This window comes from Roseovarius mucosus (assembly GCF_002080415.1).
GTDB classification, from domain to species: Bacteria; Pseudomonadota; Alphaproteobacteria; order Rhodobacterales; family Rhodobacteraceae; genus Roseovarius; species Roseovarius mucosus_A.
Genome location: NZ_CP020474.1, coordinates 853,466 through 873,072 on the forward strand (window position 1 = coordinate 853,466; position 19,607 = coordinate 873,072).

The window sequence follows — 19,607 nt, forward strand, 5'->3', positions numbered from 1 at the left end:
CCCTCCCCCGGCACCTCAACTCTCCCCGAGTGTGCCGGGGGATATGGGCCAGTTTGGCCGTTATTCTGACTTGAAATCCGCAGCAATGCGCAACTCGCGCAGGGGGCGGACAAGGGCGATGCACTCGGCATAGATCGGATCGGCCTTATACGCGGCAAGGGCCGCCTCATCCGCGAATTCTGCATAGACCACCAGATCCACCTGAGCGCCCGCGATCACATCGCTTTGAAGATTGCGCCCCACTTCGAAATGCGACGAATGCGGTATCTGCGCCAGCATCATCAGGCCTGTGCGAATACGGTCGATATCGTCCGGGTTGGTGGCGGAAAAGAATACAATATGGCGGATCATTTCTCAGTCTTTCGAGCGGGAGGCTTTTTCTGCAAGGCCAGAGGTGCCCTGACGACGGGCAAGTTCAGCCATGACATCAGATAGGGCGACGTCGCGCGATTGCAGCATCACCAGCAAGTGAAAGAGCACATCCGCCGCTTCAGAGGTCAGGCGCGCGCGGTCGCCTTTGACCGCTTCAATGATCGCCTCAATGGCCTCTTCGCCGAATTTCTCGGCGCATTTTTCCGGGCCTTTGGCCAAGAGTTTGGCGGTCCAACTACTTTCGGGATCGGCGGCAGCGCGCGCGGCGATGATACGGGCAAGATCGTCGAGGGTCATGCCGCCAGCCTCATGGGAATGCCTGCGGCAGCCATATGTGCCTTGGCCTCGGCAATCGTGTAGGTGCCGAAGTGAAAGATCGAGGCGGCAAGCACCGCCGAGGCATGCCCCTCAGTGACGCCCTCTACCAGGTGATCAAGCGTGCCCACACCGCCACTTGCGATCACGGGAATATCCACCGCATCGGCAATCGCCCGCGTGAGCGGCAGGTTGAACCCGGCGCGCGTGCCATCGCGGTCCATTGAGGTCAGCAAGATTTCCCCTGCCCCTTTGGCCGCGACAAGACGGGCAAATTCCACAGCGTCAATGCCTGTAGATTTGCGCCCGCCATGGGTGAAAATCTCCCATTTGCCGGGGCTTACGGTCTTGGCGTCGATGGCCACTACAATGCACTGGCTGCCAAACTGATCGGCGGCGCGCGCCACAACATCAGGATCGGCCACAGCGGCGGAATTGAAGCTGACCTTGTCCGCCCCCGCCAGCAAAAGCGCGCGCACATCCTGCGCGCTCCGCACCCCACCGCCGACGGTCAGCGGGATATAACAGGCCTCGGCGGTGCGACGCACCACGTCGAACATGGTGCCGCGATTCTCATGCGTGGCGTGGATATCGAGGAAACACAGCTCATCCGCCCCCGCCGCATCATAGGCGCGCGCCGCATCGACCGGATCACCCGCATCCCGCAAATCGACAAAGTTCACGCCCTTGACCACACGGCCATCGGCGACATCGAGACAGGGGATGATACGGGTCTTGAGCATATTACCGCTGTTACAGGAATTTCACGCCGTTGTTTATGGGCAAATCAGTTAACATGCCAGAGGATAAGACCCATATTAGCGTTGCAATTGAAGGAGTTTACCATGAAGCGTTTTCTTGTCGCCGCCGCGATGACCCTGACCGCCCTGCCCGCCCTTGCCAGTGACGATGATATCATCAAGGTGAAATCCACCAGCGATGTTGCCACCACCATGGACCGGCTTGAGGCTGCTGTGACGGGGGCCGGGGCCACGGTCTTTGCCCGGGTCGATCACGCAGCGGGCGCGGCCTCTGTGGACCTCGCGCTTGATCCCTCTCAGCTCTTGATTTTCGGCAACCCGAAAATGGGCACGGCGGCGATGCAGGATGACCCGGTAGCGGGGCTTTTCCTGCCGCTGAAAGTGCTGGTTTATCAAAACGCCGCAGGCGAGACATGGCTCGCCTATCATGACCCCGAGGATATGTTCGATGACACGACCATCAACGATGACGCCGCGTATATCAAGATGATGACCGGCGCGCTTGGCAAGCTGACGGCTGCGGCGGCAGGGCAGTAGGCAACCGCTCTGGCTGCGCTCAGCCCCTGAGCGTGGCCAAGGCCGCCCCAAGGTCGAGCGCCCCATCATAAAGCGCGCGGCCCGAAATCGCCCCATCAAGCGCCACGCCGCAATCGCGCAAGGCGATCAGATCATCCAGCGACGACACCCCCCCCGAAGCAATCACCGGAATATTGACCGCCCGGGCCAAGGCCGCTGTCGCCTCGATATTGGGCCCCTGCATGGCCCCGTCACGGTTGATGTCCGTGTAAATGAGTGCAGACACCCCGGCATCCTCAAAGGATTTCGCCAAATCTGTTGCGTCAACATCGGTCTCTGTGGCCCATCCCTTGGTTGCCACCCGGCCATTTCGCGCGTCGATGCCGACCGCCACATGCCCCGGAAAGGCGCGCGCTGCTTCGCGCACGAGGGTGGGGTTCTCTACCGCCACAGTTCCCAGAATGACCCGCGCCAACCCCTTGTCGAGCCAGGCTTCGATGGTGGCCATATCGCGAATTCCGCCGCCCAGTTGTGCAGGGACCTTGCACCGCGCAAGAATCGCCTCAACCGGGGCCGCATTGACCGGAACCCCGGCAAAAGCGCCGTTGAGGTCCACGAGATGCAGCCATTCGCAGCCCGCCGCGACAAATTCCAACGCCTGCGCCGCCGGATCTTCGTTGAACACCGTGGCAGCGCCCATATCGCCCCGCAAAAGACGCACGGCCTTGCCGTCCTTGAGATCGATAGCAGGGTAGAGGATCATTGCGCCGGGCCTTTCATCTGTAATGTCCGTGCGATTTGGCATGCACAGGCGGGAAATGCAACGCGACCCGACGTCAGACTTGATTTGTGCCGCAGCCGTGGCACAGGGTTTTCGCGGATGTCAGGGAGGATCAGACATGCGTAAACTCGTGATGATGACAGCGGTATTCACGCTGGGTGCCGGAATGGCGATGGCAGAGCCGCTCTTGGGCACATGGCGCACAGCCAAGGATGACAACGGCCATTCTGGCCTGATCGAGGTCGCCCCTTGCGGCGCAAAACTCTGCGGCACGCTGGTCAAATCCTTCGATGAAGCCGGCAAGGAAATGCAGAGCAAGAATATCGGCCGCAAGATCATTTCCGAAACGGCCCCCACCGGCGGCGGGGAATACAAGGGCAAGGTCTATTCGCCCGACCGTGACAAGACCTATAATTCCAAGCTGCAACTCTCGGGGGATACGCTCTCGGTCAGCGGCTGCGTTCTGGGTATCTGCCGCGATGGCGGCACCTGGCAAAAGGTCAAGTAACGGCCACAAGGCCCGACTTGGGGCAGATGCGGCGCATCTGTCCCGATCACGTCGGCCCGAATACCGACCATCCCGTGCGTGCGGCGAGCTGCTCCATCGCCTCGGTGCCCAGCTTGGAATTGCCATAGTGATTAAGGCCCGGCGACCAGACCGCAATCGCCGCGACACCCGGCACCACCGACAGAATACCACCCCCCACCCCGCTCTTGCCCGGCAGCCCCACGCGGAAGGCGTAGTCGCCCGATCCGTCATAGTGGCCGCAGGTCATCATCAGCGCGTTGATACGGCGGATGCGGGCCTGTGACACCAACCGTGGTGCCCCTGCCCCGCCCACCAGAAAAAGTCCGGCATTGGCCAGTTGCGCGCAGGTCATCTCGACCGCGCATTGATGGAAATACGTGCCAAGTGTCAACTCTGGCGGATTTTTAAGATTGCCATGCGACAGAAGGTAATGCGCGAGGGCAAAATTGCGGTGGCCCGTGGCGATTTCAGAACGTGCGACGCGCTCGTTGATGTGGATCGCCTCATCCCCCGCCGCCGCACGAATGAACCGCAAAAGCGCGCCAAGGGTCTCGCGCGGGGTTGCCCCTTGTAGCACCGCATCGGTGGTCACAATTGCCCCCGCATTGATGAACGGATTGCGCGGATAACCCTTTTCCAACTCCAAAAGCAGCATCGAGTCAAACGAATGCCCCGACGGCTCGCGCCCGACGCGCGACCAAAGCCGGTCACCCAGCTTGCCAAGCGCCAAGGCCAGCATGAATACCTTGGACACGGACTGAATTGAAAATGGCACCTGCGCGTCGCCCGCCATCACCGTCGGCTGACCGGGGCGCGCAATGGCGATGCCGAACTGGTCTGGATCGACGCCCGCCAACTCCGGGATGTAATCCGCCACCTTGCCTCGGTTCTCAGAGGCGCGGGCAACTTCGGTGATCTCGTCCAGAAGCGGTTGCAGCGGGGGCAATGCCTGCGCCATTCAGGGTTTCCAGCGCAGGAAGTTCGCAATCATGCGCAGGCCGGTTTGCTGGCTTTTCTCGGGGTGAAACTGCGTGCCCACAATCGTATCGCGCCCGACCACGGCCGTGATGGCCCCGGCATAGTCGACATGCGCCAGCAAATGCGCGGCGTCCTCGACCCGGAACTGATAGGAATGCACGAAATAGGCATGATCGCCGGTGCTGATCCCGTCAAAGATCGGATGCGGGTTGTCGATGACCAGATCATTCCAGCCCATATGCGGCACCTTCAGCGCCGGGTCTGAGGGGGCGATTGCCTCAACCGTTCCGCGGATCCAGTCGAAGCCGGCGGTTTCCTCATATTCAAGCCCGCGCGTGGCCAGCATCTGCATACCGATGCAAATCCCCATAAAGGGGCGCGCATGGGTGATCACCGCCTCTTCAATGGCCTCGAACACGCCGCGATGGTCATAGAGGGCGCGCCGACAGGCCGGAAAGGCCCCATCCCCCGGCAGCACGATCCGCGTCGCCGCGCGGATCACATCGGGGTCAGAGGTCACGATCACGGCCCCGGCCCCTGTCTCTTGCGCCATACGCTCGAACGCCTTTTGCGCCGAGTGCAGATTGCCGCTCTCGTAGTCAACAATGACGGTGGTCATGGGTTACAGGCTGCCCTTGGTCGAGGGAATCGCATCCGCCTTGCGTGGGTCGGTCTCGACCGCTTCGCGCAGGGCACGGGCCACCGCCTTGAACGCCGCCTCGGCCATATGGTGACTGTTGATCCCGTGTAGCGCATCGACATGCAGGGTAATCCCGCCATGGGTGCTGAGCGCCTGAAAGAATTCGCGCACCAATTCAGTGTCGAAGGTGCCGATTTTGGCCGTGGGCAGGTTCATGTTCCATACCAGATAGGGCCGCCCCGACAAATCAAGCGCAGCCCGCACGAGCGCGTCATCCATCGGCAAGAGACAGGCCCCGTAGCGCCGGATGCCACGCTTGTCCCCAAGCGCTTGGCTCAGCGCCTGTCCAAGGGCGATGCCCACATCCTCGACCGTGTGGTGATCGTCGATATGCAGATCGCCTGCACATCGCACGGTCATGTCGATCAGCGAATGCCGCGCGAGTTGATCCAGCATGTGATCAAAGAACCCCACGCCGGTCTGATTGTCATAACGACCGCTGCCGTCGAGATTGATCTCGACGCTGATGTCGGTCTCGGCCGTTTTCCGGGTGAGTGTGGCGCTGCGCATGGGGCCTCCGTCAAGCTTTGGTGGCTCTATACTGCGCCCCGTGGCGCAGGCCAAGCCTCAAGCGCGGATTGTCCCGATCCCCCCGGCGGATCGCTCCAAATTTCTTTAATTTTAAGGAAATTTGGAGCGGGCGAGGCGATTCGAACGCCCGACCCTAACCTTGGCAAGGTTATGCTCTACCCCTGAGCTACGCCCGCATCCTTGGGTGAGGCGTGATCTATAAACTCTGGCGCGCGGCTGCAAGAGGAAAATTCGCGGCACCCGGAAAAATTTTACAATGGCCTCCGCCCGGCGCGGCTGCGACCTAAGTAGGAGCGTCAAAACGCCCTGCCCCCGCGCCGGGCGTGTTAGGGTTTGCGGGCATTTGGGCCGTGGGCGATGGTGGCCCGTCACATCAGGAGAAAGCACATGCCAGCCTATCTTATCGCGCAGGTCAAAATCACCGATGACGCCTGGGTCCCTGACTACGCGGCGCTTACCCATGAAATCGCTGCCAAACATGGCGGGCGCTATCTGTCACGCAGTGCCAATATCGAGACGCTGGAAGGCGCGGCACCAGACACCACGCTGATCGCCCTTATCGCGTTCCCCTCGGCTGAGGCCGCTCGCGCCTTTGCGCATGATCCCGACTACGCACCACTGGCGAAGGCCCGGCAGGCGGGCAGCGAAGGGCATTTCTGGGTGATCGACGATACCGATGCCGCAGGCTCGATTCCCTATCTGCCCAAGGGCTGATCTGACCTCACGTTAGAGATCACGCGCCGCGCGGGGCCGCCGCACGGCGCAAACGGTCATTGATGGCGCGGCCCAGTCCCACCTCTGGAACCGGAGAGACCGCAATCGGCGCATCTCGGGCATCAAGCGCGTGAAGATGCCCAAAAAGATTGGCCGCCGCCTCGATCAGATCACCCGATGGCGAGAGGTTCATGTCGGCGTCCACCGCACCAAACCCAAGTAAAAGCTCGCCAGCCCGCCGATCTTGGGCATTAAGGCGCACCGGTGCACCGGGCGCGTAATGCGATTGCAGCTGTCCCGGCGCGACCAGCGGATCACCTGCAACGTGACGCGCCAAGGGCATACCCAACGCGGCCTCGATCGCCTCGACCGGCACGCCACCGGGTCGCAACAGGCAGGGTTCGCCTGCAAGACCCACAATGGTCGATTCCACGCCAACGGCACAGGCACCGCCCTCAATCACCGCTTCGATCCGCCCAGACAACCCCGCCAGCACATGCGCGGCCGTGGTCGGGCTGATCCGCCCCGAAGGATTGGCCGAGGGTGCCGCGACCGGACCGCCGAACGTGCTCAGCAGGCCACGCGCGACGGGATGCTCAGGCACGCGAATCGCCAATGTCGGCAGCTCTGCCGTCACAAGAGGCGAAAGGCCGGCATCGGCGCGCAGCGGCAATACAAGGGTCAACGGACCGGGCCAGAAGGCCGAAGCAAGGATTTCCGCCGCATCCGACCAAGTGACATAGCGCCGGGCCGCATCGACAGTTTCGACATGCACGATCAGCGGATTGAACCGGGGGCGCCCCTTGGCCTCGAATATCCGCGCCACAGCCCTATCGTCGCGCGCATCGGCACCCAGCCCATAGACCGTCTCGGTCGGAAAGGCGACAAGCCCACCGGCAGACCAAATCGCAGAGGCCGTCGCAAATCCGGCGAGGTCCGCTTGCAATATTTCGGTTGCATTTGGCATATACGTCCCCTGACCTGACGCCGCGTTTTGGTTGCCGCCGCCGAACCTTCGGCTAATCTGACAATCAAGGCCGGATGACTACAGGCCTTCGTGACGGATGCCAAGCGACGCCGACGAGATGAAAAGGAAAACGGAACATGCCCTATCGCGCCCCGGTTGATGAGTATCGCTTTCTGTTCGATCACATTGTTGGTCTCTCCCATGTCGTCGACACCGACCGTTTCGCCGAAGCAACGCCCGACATGACCGCCGCGATTCTCTCTGAGGCTGCGCGCCTGTGCGAAGAAGTGCTCTATCCCCTGCAACGCAGTGGTGATCTGCATCCTGCCAAGCTGGAGAATGGGGTGGTGCGCACCTCGCCCGGCTACGCCGATGGCTACCGCGCGATTGCCGATGGCGGCTGGGTGTCGATCAGCGCGCATCCCGATCATGGCGGCATGGGCCTGCCGATGACGGTGACGACCGCCGTAAACGAGATGATGTCTTCTGCCTGCCTCTCGCTGCAACTCAACCCGCTGATGACCCAAGGCCAGATCGAGGCGCTGGAACATCACGCCTCAGACCATCTCAAGGCAACCTACCTGCCCAAGCTGGTCAGCGGCGCGTGGGCGGGAACCATGAACCTGACCGAACCGCAGGCCGGATCGGATGTGGGCGCGCTCCGCTCCAAGGCCGAACCGATGGGCGACGGCACCTATGCCCTGACTGGGCAAAAGATTTACATCTCGTGGGGCGACAACGACTTTACCGAAAACGTCTGCCACCTCGTGCTTGCGCGTCTGCCCGATGGCGTGCCGGGAACCAAAGGCATCAGCCTTTTTCTGGTGCCCAAGTTCATTCCAGACGAAAACGGCGCTCCGGGCAAGCAAAACAGCCTCAAGGTGGTCAGCCTTGAGCACAAGATGGGCCTGCACGGCAGCCCGACGGCGGTGATGCAATATGACGGCGCGATCGGATGGTTGGTGGGCGAAGCGCATGACGGCATGCGCGCCATGTTCACCATGATGAACAACGCCCGACTTGGGGTGGGTGGTCAGGGCATCGGCATTGCCGAAGGTGCCTATCAACACGCGCTCGCCTATGCGATGGATCGCAAACAGGGTCGTACGCCGGTTCAAGGTGGGCCGGGCAGCATTATCGAGCATGCCGATGTGCGCCGGATGCTGGCCACAATGAAGGCCGACATCTTTGCCGCCCGTGCCATTGCCCTTGCCTGCGCGCAGGCCATCGACATGCAGACCGCCACAGACAAGCCCCATTGGGCGGCGCGCGCAGCGTTTCTTACCCCGATTGCCAAGGCATTTGGCACCGATACCGGCATTGCAGTTGCCGAAATGGGGGTGCAGGTGCATGGCGGCATGGGCTTCATCGAAGAAACCGGGGCCGCGCAATATTCCCGCGATGTGCGCGTTACCGCGATCTACGAGGGCACCAACGGTATTCAGGCGATGGACCTCGCGGCGCGCAAGCTGATGGATGGCGGCGAGGCCGCCTATGCCCTGCTCGACGAGATCGAGGCACAGGCCGAGGCCGCCCGCGCCAGCCTGCCCGAACTGGCAGAACCCGTCTGGCAGGCCGCAGAGAGCCTGCGCGAGGCAGTGGACTGGATGCTTGGTCACCAAGACCTGAACCAGCGATTTGCCGGGGCGGCCCCGTTCCTGCGCGGCTTTGCAAGGGTCTTGGGCGGGCATTTCCACCTCAAGGCCGCCTTGACCGAAGCGGGCGACGGCCCGCGCACGCGTCTGGCGCGTTTCTATATCACGCGGCTATTGCCGGAACACGCTGGTCTCTTGGCCCATGCCACCCAAGGAGCGACCGATCTTTACGCCCTCACGCCCGAGGATTTCGCAGCCTGATGGATGGGGGAACGGTCATAGCTACGCCCTGGGACACGCCCCCCCCAAGTGGGTCTGCGACCGAAGTGGCGCCCGGTGTCCTTTGGCTGCGCCTGCCGTTGCCGATGGTTTTGGATCATGTCAATATCTACGCGCTGGATGAGGGCGATAGCTGGACCATCGTTGACACCGGCATTCATTCCAAGCGCAGCGCGGCCCTTTGGGAGGATATGCTCGCCGGTCCGCTCCAAGGCCGCCCGGTGCGCCGCGTGATCCTGACCCATCATCATCCCGACCATATCGGCATGGCGGGCTGGTTGATGGAGCGTTTCGGCGCAGAGCTTTGGGCCTCGCGCACGAGTTGGCTCATGGCGCGCATGCTGATCCTTGACGTCGAGGACAGCCCAACGCCGCAGGCCCTCGCCTTTTCACGGGCGGGCGGGATGGACCCTGACGTATACGAGGCCCGCAAGGCGGAGCGCCCCTATAATTTCTCAGACATCTGCGCCCCCATCCCGGTGGGCTATACCCGTATCCAAGAGGGGGATGTGATCCGCGCAGGCGGCTATGATTGGGATGTGCGGATGGGCGGGGGGCATGCCCCTGAACATGTCACGCTGTGGTCGCGGACCGGCAATCTGGTTCTGGCCGGGGATCAAATTCTGCCCGGCATCAGCCCCAATATCGGCGTTTATCCGACCGAGCCAGAGGCCGATCCGCTGGCCGACTGGCTGGCAGCCTGCGACCGTCTGGCGGCCCATGCCCATGACGATCACCTCGTCTTGCCCGGACATAAGCTGCCCTTTACCGGCCTGCCGTTTCGCATGCGGCAATTGCGGGACAATCACCATGGCGCACTCGACCGGCTGCGCGATTTTCTCAGCACGCCGCACACCGCCGCCGAGTGTTTCCCCCTTCTCTTCAAGCGCCAGATTGACCGGGGCACCTATGGTCTGGCGCTGGTCGAGGCCATTGCGCATCTCAACCACTTGCTGCACGCTGGTGAGGTAACCCGCTGGCGACGCGCCGACGAGGCGTGGCTATGGCAAATCAAGGATCTCTGACAAGGGGCCGCCCCATGGAACAGACCATCCACACCACCGCCGACGCCGTTGAGGCCGATGCGATGCCGCGCGCGCATGAGGTGCATTCCGACCCGAACCAGCCCTGTATCGAAACAGCCGCTAACTCTCTGACCAATGGCGCAGGCCAGACCAAAAGTGCGGCGCAATGGGCCTATGAACGCCTGATTCTCTATATCCAGAACTTTGAGAAAACACTTGATGAGGCGCATGAGGTGGCCATGGGCTTTGCCGGGAGCGATAGCGGCGTGATCCGCATCGAAGGCATGGGCTATTTCGAGCCGGACATCCTGACGTTTTACGGACAGGATCAGATGGGCATGCGCACGCAACTGATCCAGCATGTCGGACAGCTTAGCGTGATGCTGCGCGCCCTTCCGAAACAGGTCGAGACAGCAGAGCCGAACCGGATCGGATTCCGCCTCGCCCAAGACCTTAACAAAGCCTGAGACCGCGACAGCTTGGGTGGTGACAGGCCCCGTCAAATGGGCTATCCAACGGCGGAATTTGAACGGAAGTCAGCAAGGGACACGCAGAACATGGCCGAGCACAAGCATGGTGAAATGAATATCGACGTTCAGGAAAAGACCTTTGATGGGTTCATCAAGTGGGTGACATATGTCGCCATCGCCTGCATCGTCCTGTTGCTCTTTATCGCTGCGGTCAACGGCTGATCTGGCGGTTCGGCTCCCGCGCTGAGGGTATGTAATGCGGTCATTGGTTCTGGCGCTTGCCGCCTCTCTCACGCTGGCGGGATGTTCGGCGGAATCGGTCTGGGCACCGGATGAAGAGGTGGCGCGCGCCGCCTATCGCCATGATGGCCCGCCGCGCCTGACCCTTTATACGATGATCAACAATGGTAACGGTTCTGGCGCGCATACCTCGCTGATGGTCAACGGATCGCAGCGGGTGATTTTTGATCCTGCGGGATCCTTCAACAAGGCCAAGCACCTACCCGAGCGCAATGATGTTCTCTTTGGGATCAATCCTCAGGTCGAGGATGTCTATACCCGCTACCATGCACGCGAGACCTTTCGGGTGCAGATACAGCAACTCGACGTCTCGCCGGAATTGGCCGAACGCGCGCTGCAACTGGTAAAGGCCAACGGACCGGTGCCGCAGGCACAATGCTCGTTCGCAACGTCGCGCATTCTGGCAGAGCTTTTTCCCGGCCAGATTCCCACCTCTTGGTATCCGCGCAAAACCGCCGAGGCCTTTGGCCAAATCCCCGGCGTGACCGAGCAGACGCTGTACGAATACGACAGCGACGACAATTCCAATGTCCTCGCCGCTTGGGACCCGCAGCGCGCCAAGGCACAGTGATCCGCACAAAAGGCTTGGCCTGACTCGTCTTGCCCCATGCGATGCGTCCTGAAATGTGCTAGATGATCTTCGCACGAGTGGTCATAGGGCCAAATCCGTTTGCCTGAGATGTGGCGCTCTCGGCACCATCTCGTGGCAACGCCGCCCGTGGGGATTGGGGCAAAAGACAGCACTATCCCCCTGCCAGATGCAGAGCCGCCGCCCCCCCAAACAGAAAACCCCGCCCGCACAGGGCGGACGGGGCTTTGATTTCGTGGAATTGAGCGAGGGGGTTATTCCGGCTGGCCCCCAGCCATCACCGAGAGACCGCGCAGGATATCAATGGCATAGGCCAGTTGATAATCATCTTCGCGCAGCTTGGCCGCCAGTTCGGCCCGTGCCCGATCTTCTTCGATCTGCTTGATCTCATCCTCGGTCAGGCTGTCATTGTTCAGGCGTCCACGAAGATCGGCCTCAGAGCGGTCGGGACGATTCGTGGTCTCTTCCTCCTCGGTCTGGGGCGCGCGCGGCGGCTGCTCGACAAGAATGTCAGGGCTCACACCAAGTGCCTGAATAGAGCGGCCCGATGGCGTGTAATACCGCGACGTGGTCAAGCGCATTGCGCCGTTCCCCCTCAGCGGCATGACCGTCTGCACCGAGCCTTTGCCAAAGCTCTTGGTGCCCACAACGATAGCCCGGTGATGATCCTGCAACGCACCTGCCACGATTTCTGAAGCGCTCGCAGAACCGCCATTGATCAAAACCACGATCGGCTTGCCATTGGCCAGGTCGCCGGGCGTGGCATTAAAGCGCTCGCCATCCTGCGGGTTGCGGCCTCTTGTGCTTACGATCTCGCCCTTGTCCAGAAACGCATCCGAAACTTTGATCGCCTGCGTAAGCAGGCCGCCCGGATTGTTGCGCAGATCAAGGATGATGCCGCTCACCTCATCTTCGCCGCCCAATTCCTCAATCTTTTCGGCAAGGCCACTTGCAAGATTGGCATAGGTTTGATCGTTGAATGTGGTCACGCGCAGAACAACCGCATCTTGTTCGGCACGCGCGCGCACTGCCGTCAGTTTGATCGTGTCACGGATGATCGAGACGTCAAACGGTTCCGGCGACCCCTCACGCACCACGGTGATAAGGATCTCGCTACCTACCGGCCCGCGCATCAAATCCACCGCCTCGTCAAGCGTCAGACCCAAAACGCTGGCCCCATCGACATGGGTGATAAAATCGCCCGCCTCGATACCCGCCTGATCCGCCGGGGTGCCATCCATGGGCGAGACCACCTTGACGAAGCCATCCTCTTGCGTAACCTCGATCCCCAAACCGCCGAATTCGCCACGCGTCTGCACCTGCATGTTCTCGGCATCATCGGGCGAGAGATAGCTGGAATGCGGATCGAGCGAGGTCAACATGCCGTTGATCGCCGCCTCGATAAGCTCCTTGGTTTCAACCTCTTCGACATATTGCGCGCGTATGCGTTCAAAAATATCTCCAAACAGATCAAGCTGTTCGTAGACGTTATTGGTCGTCTCGGCCTCCTGCGCCAACAGCGGGGCGGCCACCTGTGTCGTTACCACGGCGCCGGTCAAAATGCCGGCAGAGGCAGCCATCAGGAATTTTTTCATGTCTCAACCATCCTTATCGGTCTTGAACCACGTGAGCGGGTCCACTGGAGAATTGTCTTGCCGCACCTCAATATAGAGCGTCTGCGTGCGTCTGGCACCCGTATCCTGCACATTGGCGGCAAGTAGCAGATCACCTTCGGTGCCCGCACCCCCCATAAGCCCCACTGGGCTACCGCCCGGCAGGACCTGCCCTGCCTGACCATAAACAACATCAAGGCCCGCAAACACCAGCAAAATCCCCGCCTGTGGTTCGAGAATGATCACATTTCCGTAGTCAAGCAAAGGACCGCGATAGCGCACGGTCGCGGCACTGGGCGAAGTGACAAGGGCGCGCGGGCGCGTGGCCAATAGAATGCCGGGGCGTGCAATCCCGGCGGCGTCTGCCTCGCCCGCGCGGCGCAGGATCACCCCTTCGGCAGGCAGCGGCAGCGCGCCTTTGCGCGCCGTGATATCAGGTAGGCTACCCGGTGCCTCATCTACCGCAATCTCGCTGAGACCACTGGCGAACCCCTCCAGCGTCTCGGTCGAGGCGATCAGCAACGCGGTCCTGACCGGGTCCTCGGTAAAGCGGCGCGGCAGGTCTGTGCGCTCGGCCATGGCGGTGCTGAGCGCGGTGCGCGCCTCTTGCACGCCTTCCAGCCCCTCTTGCAGCTTGTCTGCCGCACTTTGCTGAAGCACACGCAGCACGCTCAACTCCTGCACCTTGTCGCGCAGTTCGAGCGCGCGCGCATCCAGCGCCGGTGCAACCTCGGACAGGATCATACCCGCCCGCGCCGTGCCAACCGGCCCCGATGGATGCATCAGCAGCACCGGCACCGGCGCACTGCCCATGCCCGAGAGCACGCCCAGCAACTGCGCAATCTCGGCCTCGCGCGCCTGCAATTCCGCCCCAAGCGCCTGTTCGCGCAGTGATGCCCGGCGCAGCCCGTCGCGCATCGCCTCAAGCCCATCCTCATAGGCCGAAATCACTTGGGTCAGGGCCTTGACCCGGTTCTGTGCGCCCTCTGCCTCGGCCAGGGCCTCGGCGGCAAGGCTAAGCTGTTCACTGGCCGCCCGTGCTGCAGCCGCAGGGTCCTGCGCCAAAGCGGGCGAAAGCGTGCCACAGAGCAGAAATACAGCGCAACAGGTGGGCAAAAACCTCATGTCAGCAGGGTCTCCCCGGTCATTTCCACCGGTTGTTGCAGCCCCATCAGCTGCAACACCGTCGGTGCGAGATCCGCCAACCGCCCCCCCGCACGCAGGCCCGCCCCCTCTGGCCCACCCAACAAGATCACTGGAACGGGGTTGAGCGTGTGGGCGGTATGCGGCCCGCCGGTTTCAGGATCGACCATCACTTCGCAATTGCCGTGATCCGCCGTGACAATCATCGTGCCGCCCACCTCTGCGAGCGCCGCGACAACCTTGCCAAGCCCTCGGTCCACAGCCTCGCAGGCTGCCATAGCCGCCTTGAGATCGCCGGTATGGCCGACCATATCGGGATTGGCGTAATTCACCACGATCAGATCATAGCGCCCTCGGATCGCCGCGACCAGCCGGGTCGTCACCTCGTCGGCGGACATCTCGGGCTTGAGATCATACGTCGCGACATTGGGCGAGGGGGCCATGTAACGATCCTCGCCCGGCTCCGGTTGCTCTTTGCCCCCGTTCAGGAAAAAGGTCACATGCGGATACTTCTCGGTCTCGGCCAGATGAAACTGGCAAAGCCCGTGTTGCGCCACCCATTCAGCAAGAGTGTTGACGATGTCGCGCGAGGGAAAAACTGTATCGAACCACGCAGTATGCGCCTCGGAATATTCCACCATCCCAAGCAGCGCCGCCCACTGCGGACACTCTCCCCGCTCGAATGCGGCAAAGGCCGGATCGGCAACCGCTTGCAGGATCTCGCGGGAACGGTCAGCGCGAAAGTTGAGACAAAAGAGACCATCGCCATCTCGCGCGCCAGCGTAATCGCCAATCACCGTCGCGGTGATGAATTCGTCGGTCTCGGACCGCGCATAGGCATTGGTGATTGCCATCCGCGGATCGGGGCAGCGCAGGCCGCGCCCTGAAACAATCGCCTCATAGGCTTCTTGAACGCGCGACCAACGGTTGTCACGGTCCATGGCAAAGTAGCGCCCCGTGACGGTGGCGATACGCACCTCCGGCGGCATCAAGTCGCGCAAGGCCTCCAACTGCACCCGCGCCGATTTCGGGGCCACGTCCCGCCCGTCGGTCAGGGCATGAAGCAGAACCGGCACGCCCGCTTCGGTCAGGGCACGCGCCGCCGCCGCGATGTGATTGAGATGCCCATGCACCCCGCCATCTGACATCAGCCCCAGAAGATGCGCGCGCCCGCCACTCGCCTTCATCTTGGCAATAAAGCCCTGCAAGGCGATGTTTGAAAAGAAGGATCCATCGTCAATGGACAGGTCGATCTGGCCCAGATCCATCGCCACAACGCGCCCCGCGCCGATATTGGTGTGACCCACCTCGGAATTGCCCATCTGCCCGCGCGGCAGGCCCACATCCGGGCCATGGGTGATCAATGTGGCATGGGGGCACGTGGCCATCAACCGGTCGAAAACAGGCGTCTGCGCCAGATGCGGCGCATTGGCATGGGGGCTGTCGCTCAGCCCCCAACCATCAAGGATGCACAGGACGACGGGTTTCGGCATGCTTTCTCCTGACCTTCGTGTTGCCGCCTTCTAGCCTGTCGGGACCGCAGGGTGAAGGTGCTTTGCAATCGCGCCGCAATCCGGCGGAAACCTGTCGCGCCTCGCGCGGTTCGTCTTCGTGCCGCGCTCTATCAGAGCGCTACGGTCCAACGTCACGCAGGCGGCCCCCTCAGGATGCTTGCGAAGGCGGCGGAATTCCGCTTGAACGGGCCAGCGGACAAGGAAAGGCACAAAATGACAACCTGGATCACCATCTGCGACACCTGCAAACGCGAGGATTGGGACGCCGCCACGCACAGCCGCCCGCATGGCGAAGATCTTGCCGCCCTCGTCGAGCGCGCGGCAGAAGGCCATCCCAACGTCCGCACGCGCCGGGTGGCCTGTCTCATGGGCTGCGGCAAGGGCTGTAACGTCGCCATTCAGAGCGCGGGCAAGCTGGCCTATACCTTGGGCGATTTCACCCCCGAGAGTGACGCCGCCGAAGCGATTGTCGCCTATGCCGCGCTGCATGCCGACAGCGCGACAGGGCAAGTGCCCTACAAACAATGGCCGCAGGGGGTAAAGGGGCATTTCGTAACCCGACACCCTCCTCTGCCCACCGAACCAGAGGTCTGAGGACCATGCACCGGGATCATGGCGGCGGCCTTGACGCGGCGCGGGCAGACTATGGCGGGGCGCGGGCCGATTGGCTTGACCTGTCGACAGGGATCAACCCCCTGCCCTACCCGGTCGAGATCACATCCCCCGAGGCTTGGACCGCCCTGCCCGACCGCGCCGCGCAAGAGGCACTGACCACGGCCGCACGGGTATTTTGGCAGGTGCCCGATGGGGCGGCGGTGCTGGCCGCGCCCGGTGCCTCTGCTGTGATCGCGCGCCTGCCGGGGCTGCGCCCGCCCGGTTCGGTGCATATCCCCGGCCCGACCTATAACGAACATGCCGCGAGTTTCCGCGCCCATGGCTGGCAGGTGATGGACACCCGCAACTCTGACACCCCCGTAGATGCACGGGTCATGGTGCACCCCAACAATCCCACCGGGCAATTTTACGGCGCGCAGGATCTGGACGCCCCCCTGACCGTGATCGACGAAAGCTTCTGCGATGTGGCTCCGGATCGCTCGCTGGTGCGCTGTGCAACCCGGCCAGGGGTGATCGTGCTCAAGAGTTTCGGCAAGTTCTGGGGGCTGGCGGGGCTGCGGCTTGGCTTCGCCATCGGCGCACGCGCCGAGGTGGATCAGTTGGCCGACATGCTTGGGCCATGGCCGATCTCTGGCCCGGCACTGGAAATCGGGGCAAGGGCACTCAACGATCCCGACTGGGCGCGCGAAACGCGGGTGCGCCTGAATGAAGAGGCCGCGCACCTCGACGCGCTGATGTGGCGCGCCGGGGCCGAGGCGGTCGGCGGCTGTGCATTGTTCCGGCTATACCGGGTCAACTCTGCGCAGGCGTGGCACGAGCGGTTGGCGAAACACCGCATCCTCATCCGGGTGTTTCCCTATGCAGAGGATCTGATCCGTCTGGGCCTGCCGGGGCCGGATGGCTGGGCACGGCTCGAGGCGGCACTGTGATCCTTGTATGGGCAATGCTGCTCGATGCAGCCTTGGGCGAACCACGTTGGCTCTGGGATCGGCTGCCGCATCCGGCGGTTCTGATGGGGCGTGCAGTGGGCTGGTGCGACCGGGTGCTCAACCGCGGCGTGGCGCGGCGCGCGCGGGGTATTGCGGCCATGACCGGGATCGGGGTCTTGGCCCTAGGGCTCGGATGGGCCTTGGCGCAACTTGGCCCTGTGGTCGAGGTCATCGTTGCCGCGATCCTTTTGGCGCAACGCTCGCTTGTGGATCACGTGGCAGCCGTGGCGCGGGGCTTGCGGATTTCCTTGGGCGACGGGCGGCACGCGGTGGCACAGATCGTGGGGCGCGACACGGCGGCGATGCAGCCCTCGGATGTGGCGCGCGGGGCCATCGAATCAGCCGCTGAAAACCTCAGCGACGGGGTCATCGCACCTGCCTTCTGGTTTCTGATCGGGGGGCTGCCGGGGCTCATGCTCTACAAGATCACAAATACCGCCGACAGCATGATCGGCTATCGCACACCGCGACATGAGGCCTTTGGCTGGGCGGCGGCGCGATTCGACGACCTGCTCAATCTGGCACCCGCACGCCTGACGGCCGCGCTGATCCTCGCCACTCACGGGCTCTGGTGGCAATGGGATCAGGTCGCGCGCGAGGCGCGCCAACACCGCTCGCCCAATGCCGGCTGGCCCGAGGCCGCGATGGCGCGGGCCTTGGGCGTGGCCCTGTCCGGCCCCCGCTCTTACCACGGCACGCGCCAGGAGTTTCCCTATGTGAACGCGACCGGGCAACGTGACATCGGCGCGGCAGAGATTGAAGCCGCCTGCGGCGCGCTCTGGCGGGCGTGGGGCGCGGCTCTGGCTTTGGTGGCGGTCTCGACGCTTCTGATCTGACGCCTTAGCCGATCAGCATCTTCAGACCTTGGGTGACATCCGAGCGCACCGCAAGACGCAGGCTCGGCTCATCCCCTGCCTTGAGGGCCGCGATGATCAACCGGTGATAATGCGGCGGGTCTTTGCGCCGCAGGCGGCCATAGAGGGCCCGCATTGTCGGACCAAGCTGAAGCCATACGGTTTCCGCCATCGCCAACATGGCCGGCGCTTGGGCGCGCAGATAGAGCGTGCGGTGAAATTCCAGATTGCGTCGGATATAGGCCACCGCGTCCTGTCGGGCGATATCCTCAGACACGCGGGCGTTGATGCTCTGGAGACGGTCAATCAGCGCGATATGCGCCCGCGGCAGCGCGCGACTGGCCAGTTCCACCTCGATCAGCGCACGCAGCGCCGCCAGCTCTTCGATCCGTTCGCTGTTGAGTTCCGGCGTAGACACGCGGCCAGAGCTGGACATGGTCAGCGCACCTTCGGCCGAAAGACGGCGCACAGCCTCACGCGCAGGCGTCATCGACACGCCGAACTCTGCGCCAATTCCCCGCAGGGTCAGTGCCTGCCCCGGAGCAATCTCGCCATGCATGATGCGCGATCGCAGACCGCGATAGACGCGGTCATGCGCAGACGGAGACGGATCGGGGCGTGGCGGCAAAAGCATGCGCCCATGTGATCACAAACTGCGCTTAGGTCAATTGCCGAAACGATACCGGTGCAGCGCCCCGCCTTCGCGCCGAAGCCAGGCGCGCCGCGTTTCATACTCGGGCATCAGCCGCGCCACTTCGGCCCAGAACGCGGGCGAATGATTCATCTGCGCCAGATGCGCCACCTCATGCGCCGCCACATAATCCAACACAGCGGGCGGCGCGAGGATCAGCCGCCAAGAATAGCTCAGCGCCCCCGAGGCCGAACAAGACCCCCACCGCGACCGCGTGTCGCGCAGGGTCAGCCGGGTATAGCGCCGCCCCAATAGGCCCACGTAATGATCCGAGGCCGCCGCCAGCCGATCCCGCGCCCGCGCCTTGAGCCACCCTTCCAGACGCGCCGCAGCACTTTCTTCTGGCCCCGGTACACAAAGTTGCCCCGGCGCGCGCTGAACACGCCGCCCACTGCCCGGCACGATTCGCAATATCTCGCCCTCAACCGGAAGATCGCAGCCAATGCCCACAACCATCTGCCCCGGCCGCCCCTCCAGATGACCGCGCAGCCAATCAGCCCGCGACCGGGCAAAGGCCAAAGCCTCTGCCTCGCTTACACCGCGCGGAATCGTCAGGGTCACACGCCCGTCCAGCCCCGACACACGCAGCGAAATGCGCCGCGCGCGCGCACTGTGGCGCAAAGTCAGGGCAACCGGGGGGTTGCCCGTCAGCATGTGATGGCCCATATGCGCTCCTGCTCGGGGTCCGGGTGTCACCGTCAAAGGCTTTGACAGCCATTCAATGTTATGGCAGGGGACGCGGATCGTCGACAAGACCAGAGATTCA

24 protein-coding genes and 1 tRNA gene are annotated in these 19,607 nt (G+C 62.9%); 11 read left to right on the top strand and 14 right to left on the bottom strand.

Going from position 1 to position 19,607, the window contains the following annotated elements; genetic code table 11:
* Nucleotides 1-60: 60 nt before the first annotated feature.
* The 3 genes from ROSMUCSMR3_RS04110 to hisF are packed head-to-tail and all read right to left on the bottom strand — an operon-like array spanning nucleotide 61 to nucleotide 1,430.
* Complete coding sequence (locus ROSMUCSMR3_RS04110) at nucleotides 61-351, bottom strand: Dabb family protein (RefSeq protein ID WP_081506548.1); 291 nt, start codon at nucleotides 349-351, stop codon at nucleotides 61-63.
* Nucleotides 352-354: 3 nt separating this feature from the next.
* The gene (locus tag ROSMUCSMR3_RS04115) at nucleotides 355-669 is read right to left on the bottom strand and encodes a phosphoribosyl-ATP diphosphatase (protein ID WP_081506549.1); all 315 of its coding nucleotides are present in this window, start codon (nucleotides 667-669) and stop codon (nucleotides 355-357) included.
* Nucleotides 666-1,430, bottom strand: coding sequence for an imidazole glycerol phosphate synthase subunit HisF (hisF, locus tag ROSMUCSMR3_RS04120; RefSeq protein ID WP_081506550.1), 765 nt, complete (start codon nucleotides 1,428-1,430; stop codon nucleotides 666-668). The genes ROSMUCSMR3_RS04115 and hisF overlap by 4 nt, the downstream gene beginning before the upstream one ends.
* 102 nt (nucleotides 1,431-1,532) lie before the next feature.
* Between hisF and ROSMUCSMR3_RS04125 the strand changes: the two genes are divergently transcribed.
* The gene (locus ROSMUCSMR3_RS04125; protein ID WP_081506551.1) at nucleotides 1,533-1,985 is read left to right on the top strand and encodes a DUF302 domain-containing protein; all 453 of its coding nucleotides are present in this window, start codon (nucleotides 1,533-1,535) and stop codon (nucleotides 1,983-1,985) included.
* Between the two features lie 19 nt (nucleotides 1,986-2,004).
* Here ROSMUCSMR3_RS04125 and hisA read toward each other — a convergent pair whose 3' ends face one another.
* Entirely contained in the window at nucleotides 2,005-2,727 is a 723-nt protein-coding gene (gene hisA, locus ROSMUCSMR3_RS04130) for a 1-(5-phosphoribosyl)-5-[(5-phosphoribosylamino)methylideneamino]imidazole-4-carboxamide isomerase (RefSeq protein WP_081506552.1), read from the bottom strand.
* Between the two features lie 136 nt (nucleotides 2,728-2,863).
* Here hisA and ROSMUCSMR3_RS04135 point away from each other — a divergent pair, with 136 nt between their 5' ends.
* Nucleotides 2,864-3,253 carry a DUF2147 domain-containing protein gene (locus tag ROSMUCSMR3_RS04135; protein ID WP_008282579.1) on the top strand — a complete coding sequence of 130 codons (390 nt, stop codon included), beginning with the start codon at nucleotides 2,864-2,866 and terminating at the stop codon, nucleotides 3,251-3,253.
* 46 nt (nucleotides 3,254-3,299) lie between these two features.
* Here ROSMUCSMR3_RS04135 and ROSMUCSMR3_RS04140 read toward each other — a convergent pair whose 3' ends face one another.
* From ROSMUCSMR3_RS04140 to ROSMUCSMR3_RS04155, 4 genes are all read right to left on the bottom strand, one after another.
* The gene (locus ROSMUCSMR3_RS04140; protein WP_008282580.1) at nucleotides 3,300-4,232 is read right to left on the bottom strand and encodes a glutaminase; all 933 of its coding nucleotides are present in this window, start codon (nucleotides 4,230-4,232) and stop codon (nucleotides 3,300-3,302) included.
* On the bottom strand, nucleotides 4,233-4,871 hold the full coding sequence (gene hisH, locus ROSMUCSMR3_RS04145) for an imidazole glycerol phosphate synthase subunit HisH (RefSeq protein ID WP_081506553.1): 639 nt from the start codon (nucleotides 4,869-4,871) through the stop codon (nucleotides 4,233-4,235).
* A gap of 3 nt (nucleotides 4,872-4,874) precedes the next feature.
* Entirely contained in the window at nucleotides 4,875-5,462 is a 588-nt protein-coding gene (gene hisB / locus ROSMUCSMR3_RS04150; RefSeq protein ID WP_008282582.1) for an imidazoleglycerol-phosphate dehydratase HisB, read from the bottom strand.
* A 122-nt stretch (nucleotides 5,463-5,584) separates the two neighbouring features.
* A tRNA-Gly gene (locus ROSMUCSMR3_RS04155) sits at nucleotides 5,585-5,659 on the bottom strand.
* A 211-nt stretch (nucleotides 5,660-5,870) separates the two neighbouring features.
* Here ROSMUCSMR3_RS04155 and ROSMUCSMR3_RS04160 point away from each other — a divergent pair.
* Entirely contained in the window at nucleotides 5,871-6,197 is a 327-nt protein-coding gene (locus tag ROSMUCSMR3_RS04160; protein ID WP_081506554.1) for a DUF1330 domain-containing protein, read from the top strand.
* 19 nt (nucleotides 6,198-6,216) lie between these two features.
* Here the strand turns inward: ROSMUCSMR3_RS04160 and ROSMUCSMR3_RS04165 are convergent, their stop codons facing one another.
* On the bottom strand, nucleotides 6,217-7,164 hold the full coding sequence (locus ROSMUCSMR3_RS04165; protein WP_081506555.1) for an L-threonylcarbamoyladenylate synthase: 948 nt from the start codon (nucleotides 7,162-7,164) through the stop codon (nucleotides 6,217-6,219).
* 137 nt (nucleotides 7,165-7,301) lie between these two features.
* Between ROSMUCSMR3_RS04165 and ROSMUCSMR3_RS04170 the strand changes: the two genes are divergently transcribed.
* The 5 genes from ROSMUCSMR3_RS04170 to ROSMUCSMR3_RS04190 all read left to right on the top strand — a co-directional run bounded on the left by ROSMUCSMR3_RS04170 (nucleotide 7,302) and on the right by ROSMUCSMR3_RS04190 (nucleotide 11,404).
* Entirely contained in the window at nucleotides 7,302-9,020 is a 1,719-nt protein-coding gene (locus ROSMUCSMR3_RS04170; RefSeq protein ID WP_081506556.1) for an acyl-CoA dehydrogenase, read from the top strand.
* Nucleotides 9,020-10,063 (top strand): MBL fold metallo-hydrolase, encoded by a 1,044-nt coding sequence (locus ROSMUCSMR3_RS04175; RefSeq protein WP_081506557.1) that lies wholly within the window; start codon nucleotides 9,020-9,022, stop codon nucleotides 10,061-10,063. The genes ROSMUCSMR3_RS04170 and ROSMUCSMR3_RS04175 overlap by 1 nt, the downstream gene beginning before the upstream one ends.
* A gap of 14 nt (nucleotides 10,064-10,077) precedes the next feature.
* A complete protein-coding gene (locus ROSMUCSMR3_RS04180) occupies nucleotides 10,078-10,530 on the top strand; it encodes a hypothetical protein (protein WP_008282587.1) in 453 nt (150 codons plus the stop codon).
* Nucleotides 10,531-10,620: 90 nt separating this feature from the next.
* A complete protein-coding gene (locus tag ROSMUCSMR3_RS04185) occupies nucleotides 10,621-10,755 on the top strand; it encodes an aa3-type cytochrome c oxidase subunit IV (RefSeq protein ID WP_008282588.1) in 135 nt (44 codons plus the stop codon).
* A 34-nt stretch (nucleotides 10,756-10,789) separates the two neighbouring features.
* Nucleotides 10,790-11,404, top strand: a complete 615-nt coding sequence (locus ROSMUCSMR3_RS04190; protein ID WP_081506558.1) for a hypothetical protein — start codon at nucleotides 10,790-10,792, stop codon at nucleotides 11,402-11,404.
* A 272-nt stretch (nucleotides 11,405-11,676) separates the two neighbouring features.
* Here ROSMUCSMR3_RS04190 and ROSMUCSMR3_RS04195 read toward each other — a convergent pair whose 3' ends face one another.
* Genes ROSMUCSMR3_RS04195 through gpmI form a run of 3 tightly spaced genes read right to left on the bottom strand, consistent with a single transcriptional unit; the run spans nucleotide 11,677 to nucleotide 15,671 of the window.
* Nucleotides 11,677-13,017: a S41 family peptidase gene (locus ROSMUCSMR3_RS04195; protein WP_008282590.1), complete on the bottom strand. Its 1,341-nt coding sequence runs from the start codon at nucleotides 13,015-13,017 to the stop codon at nucleotides 11,677-11,679.
* Nucleotides 13,018-13,020: 3 nt separating this feature from the next.
* Nucleotides 13,021-14,160, bottom strand: a complete 1,140-nt coding sequence (locus tag ROSMUCSMR3_RS04200) for a murein hydrolase activator EnvC family protein (RefSeq protein WP_081506559.1) — start codon at nucleotides 14,158-14,160, stop codon at nucleotides 13,021-13,023.
* A complete protein-coding gene (gene gpmI / locus ROSMUCSMR3_RS04205) occupies nucleotides 14,157-15,671 on the bottom strand; it encodes a 2,3-bisphosphoglycerate-independent phosphoglycerate mutase (RefSeq protein WP_081506560.1) in 1,515 nt (504 codons plus the stop codon). Before gpmI ends, ROSMUCSMR3_RS04200 begins: the two co-directional genes overlap by 4 nt.
* A 234-nt stretch (nucleotides 15,672-15,905) precedes the next feature.
* Between gpmI and ROSMUCSMR3_RS04210 the strand changes: the two genes are divergently transcribed.
* The 3 genes from ROSMUCSMR3_RS04210 to cbiB are packed head-to-tail and all read left to right on the top strand — an operon-like array spanning nucleotide 15,906 to nucleotide 18,132.
* A complete protein-coding gene (locus ROSMUCSMR3_RS04210; protein WP_198385575.1) occupies nucleotides 15,906-16,286 on the top strand; it encodes a DUF1636 family protein in 381 nt (126 codons plus the stop codon).
* Nucleotides 16,287-16,291: 5 nt separating this feature from the next.
* A complete protein-coding gene (gene cobD, locus ROSMUCSMR3_RS04215) occupies nucleotides 16,292-17,236 on the top strand; it encodes a threonine-phosphate decarboxylase CobD (RefSeq protein WP_081506562.1) in 945 nt (314 codons plus the stop codon).
* Between the two features lie 14 nt (nucleotides 17,237-17,250).
* Nucleotides 17,251-18,132, top strand: a complete 882-nt coding sequence (gene cbiB, locus ROSMUCSMR3_RS04220; protein WP_237183581.1) for an adenosylcobinamide-phosphate synthase CbiB — start codon at nucleotides 17,251-17,253, stop codon at nucleotides 18,130-18,132.
* Nucleotides 18,133-18,136: 4 nt separating this feature from the next.
* On the opposite strand, the gene ROSMUCSMR3_RS04225 is transcribed toward cbiB, so the two are convergent.
* Both ROSMUCSMR3_RS04225 and ROSMUCSMR3_RS04230 read right to left on the bottom strand, forming a co-directional pair.
* On the bottom strand, nucleotides 18,137-18,784 hold the full coding sequence (locus ROSMUCSMR3_RS04225; RefSeq protein ID WP_008280340.1) for a GntR family transcriptional regulator: 648 nt from the start codon (nucleotides 18,782-18,784) through the stop codon (nucleotides 18,137-18,139).
* Between the two features lie 30 nt (nucleotides 18,785-18,814).
* On the bottom strand, nucleotides 18,815-19,507 hold the full coding sequence (locus ROSMUCSMR3_RS04230) for a M48 family metallopeptidase (RefSeq protein ID WP_081506564.1): 693 nt from the start codon (nucleotides 19,505-19,507) through the stop codon (nucleotides 18,815-18,817).
* Nucleotides 19,508-19,607 lie beyond the last annotated feature (100 nt).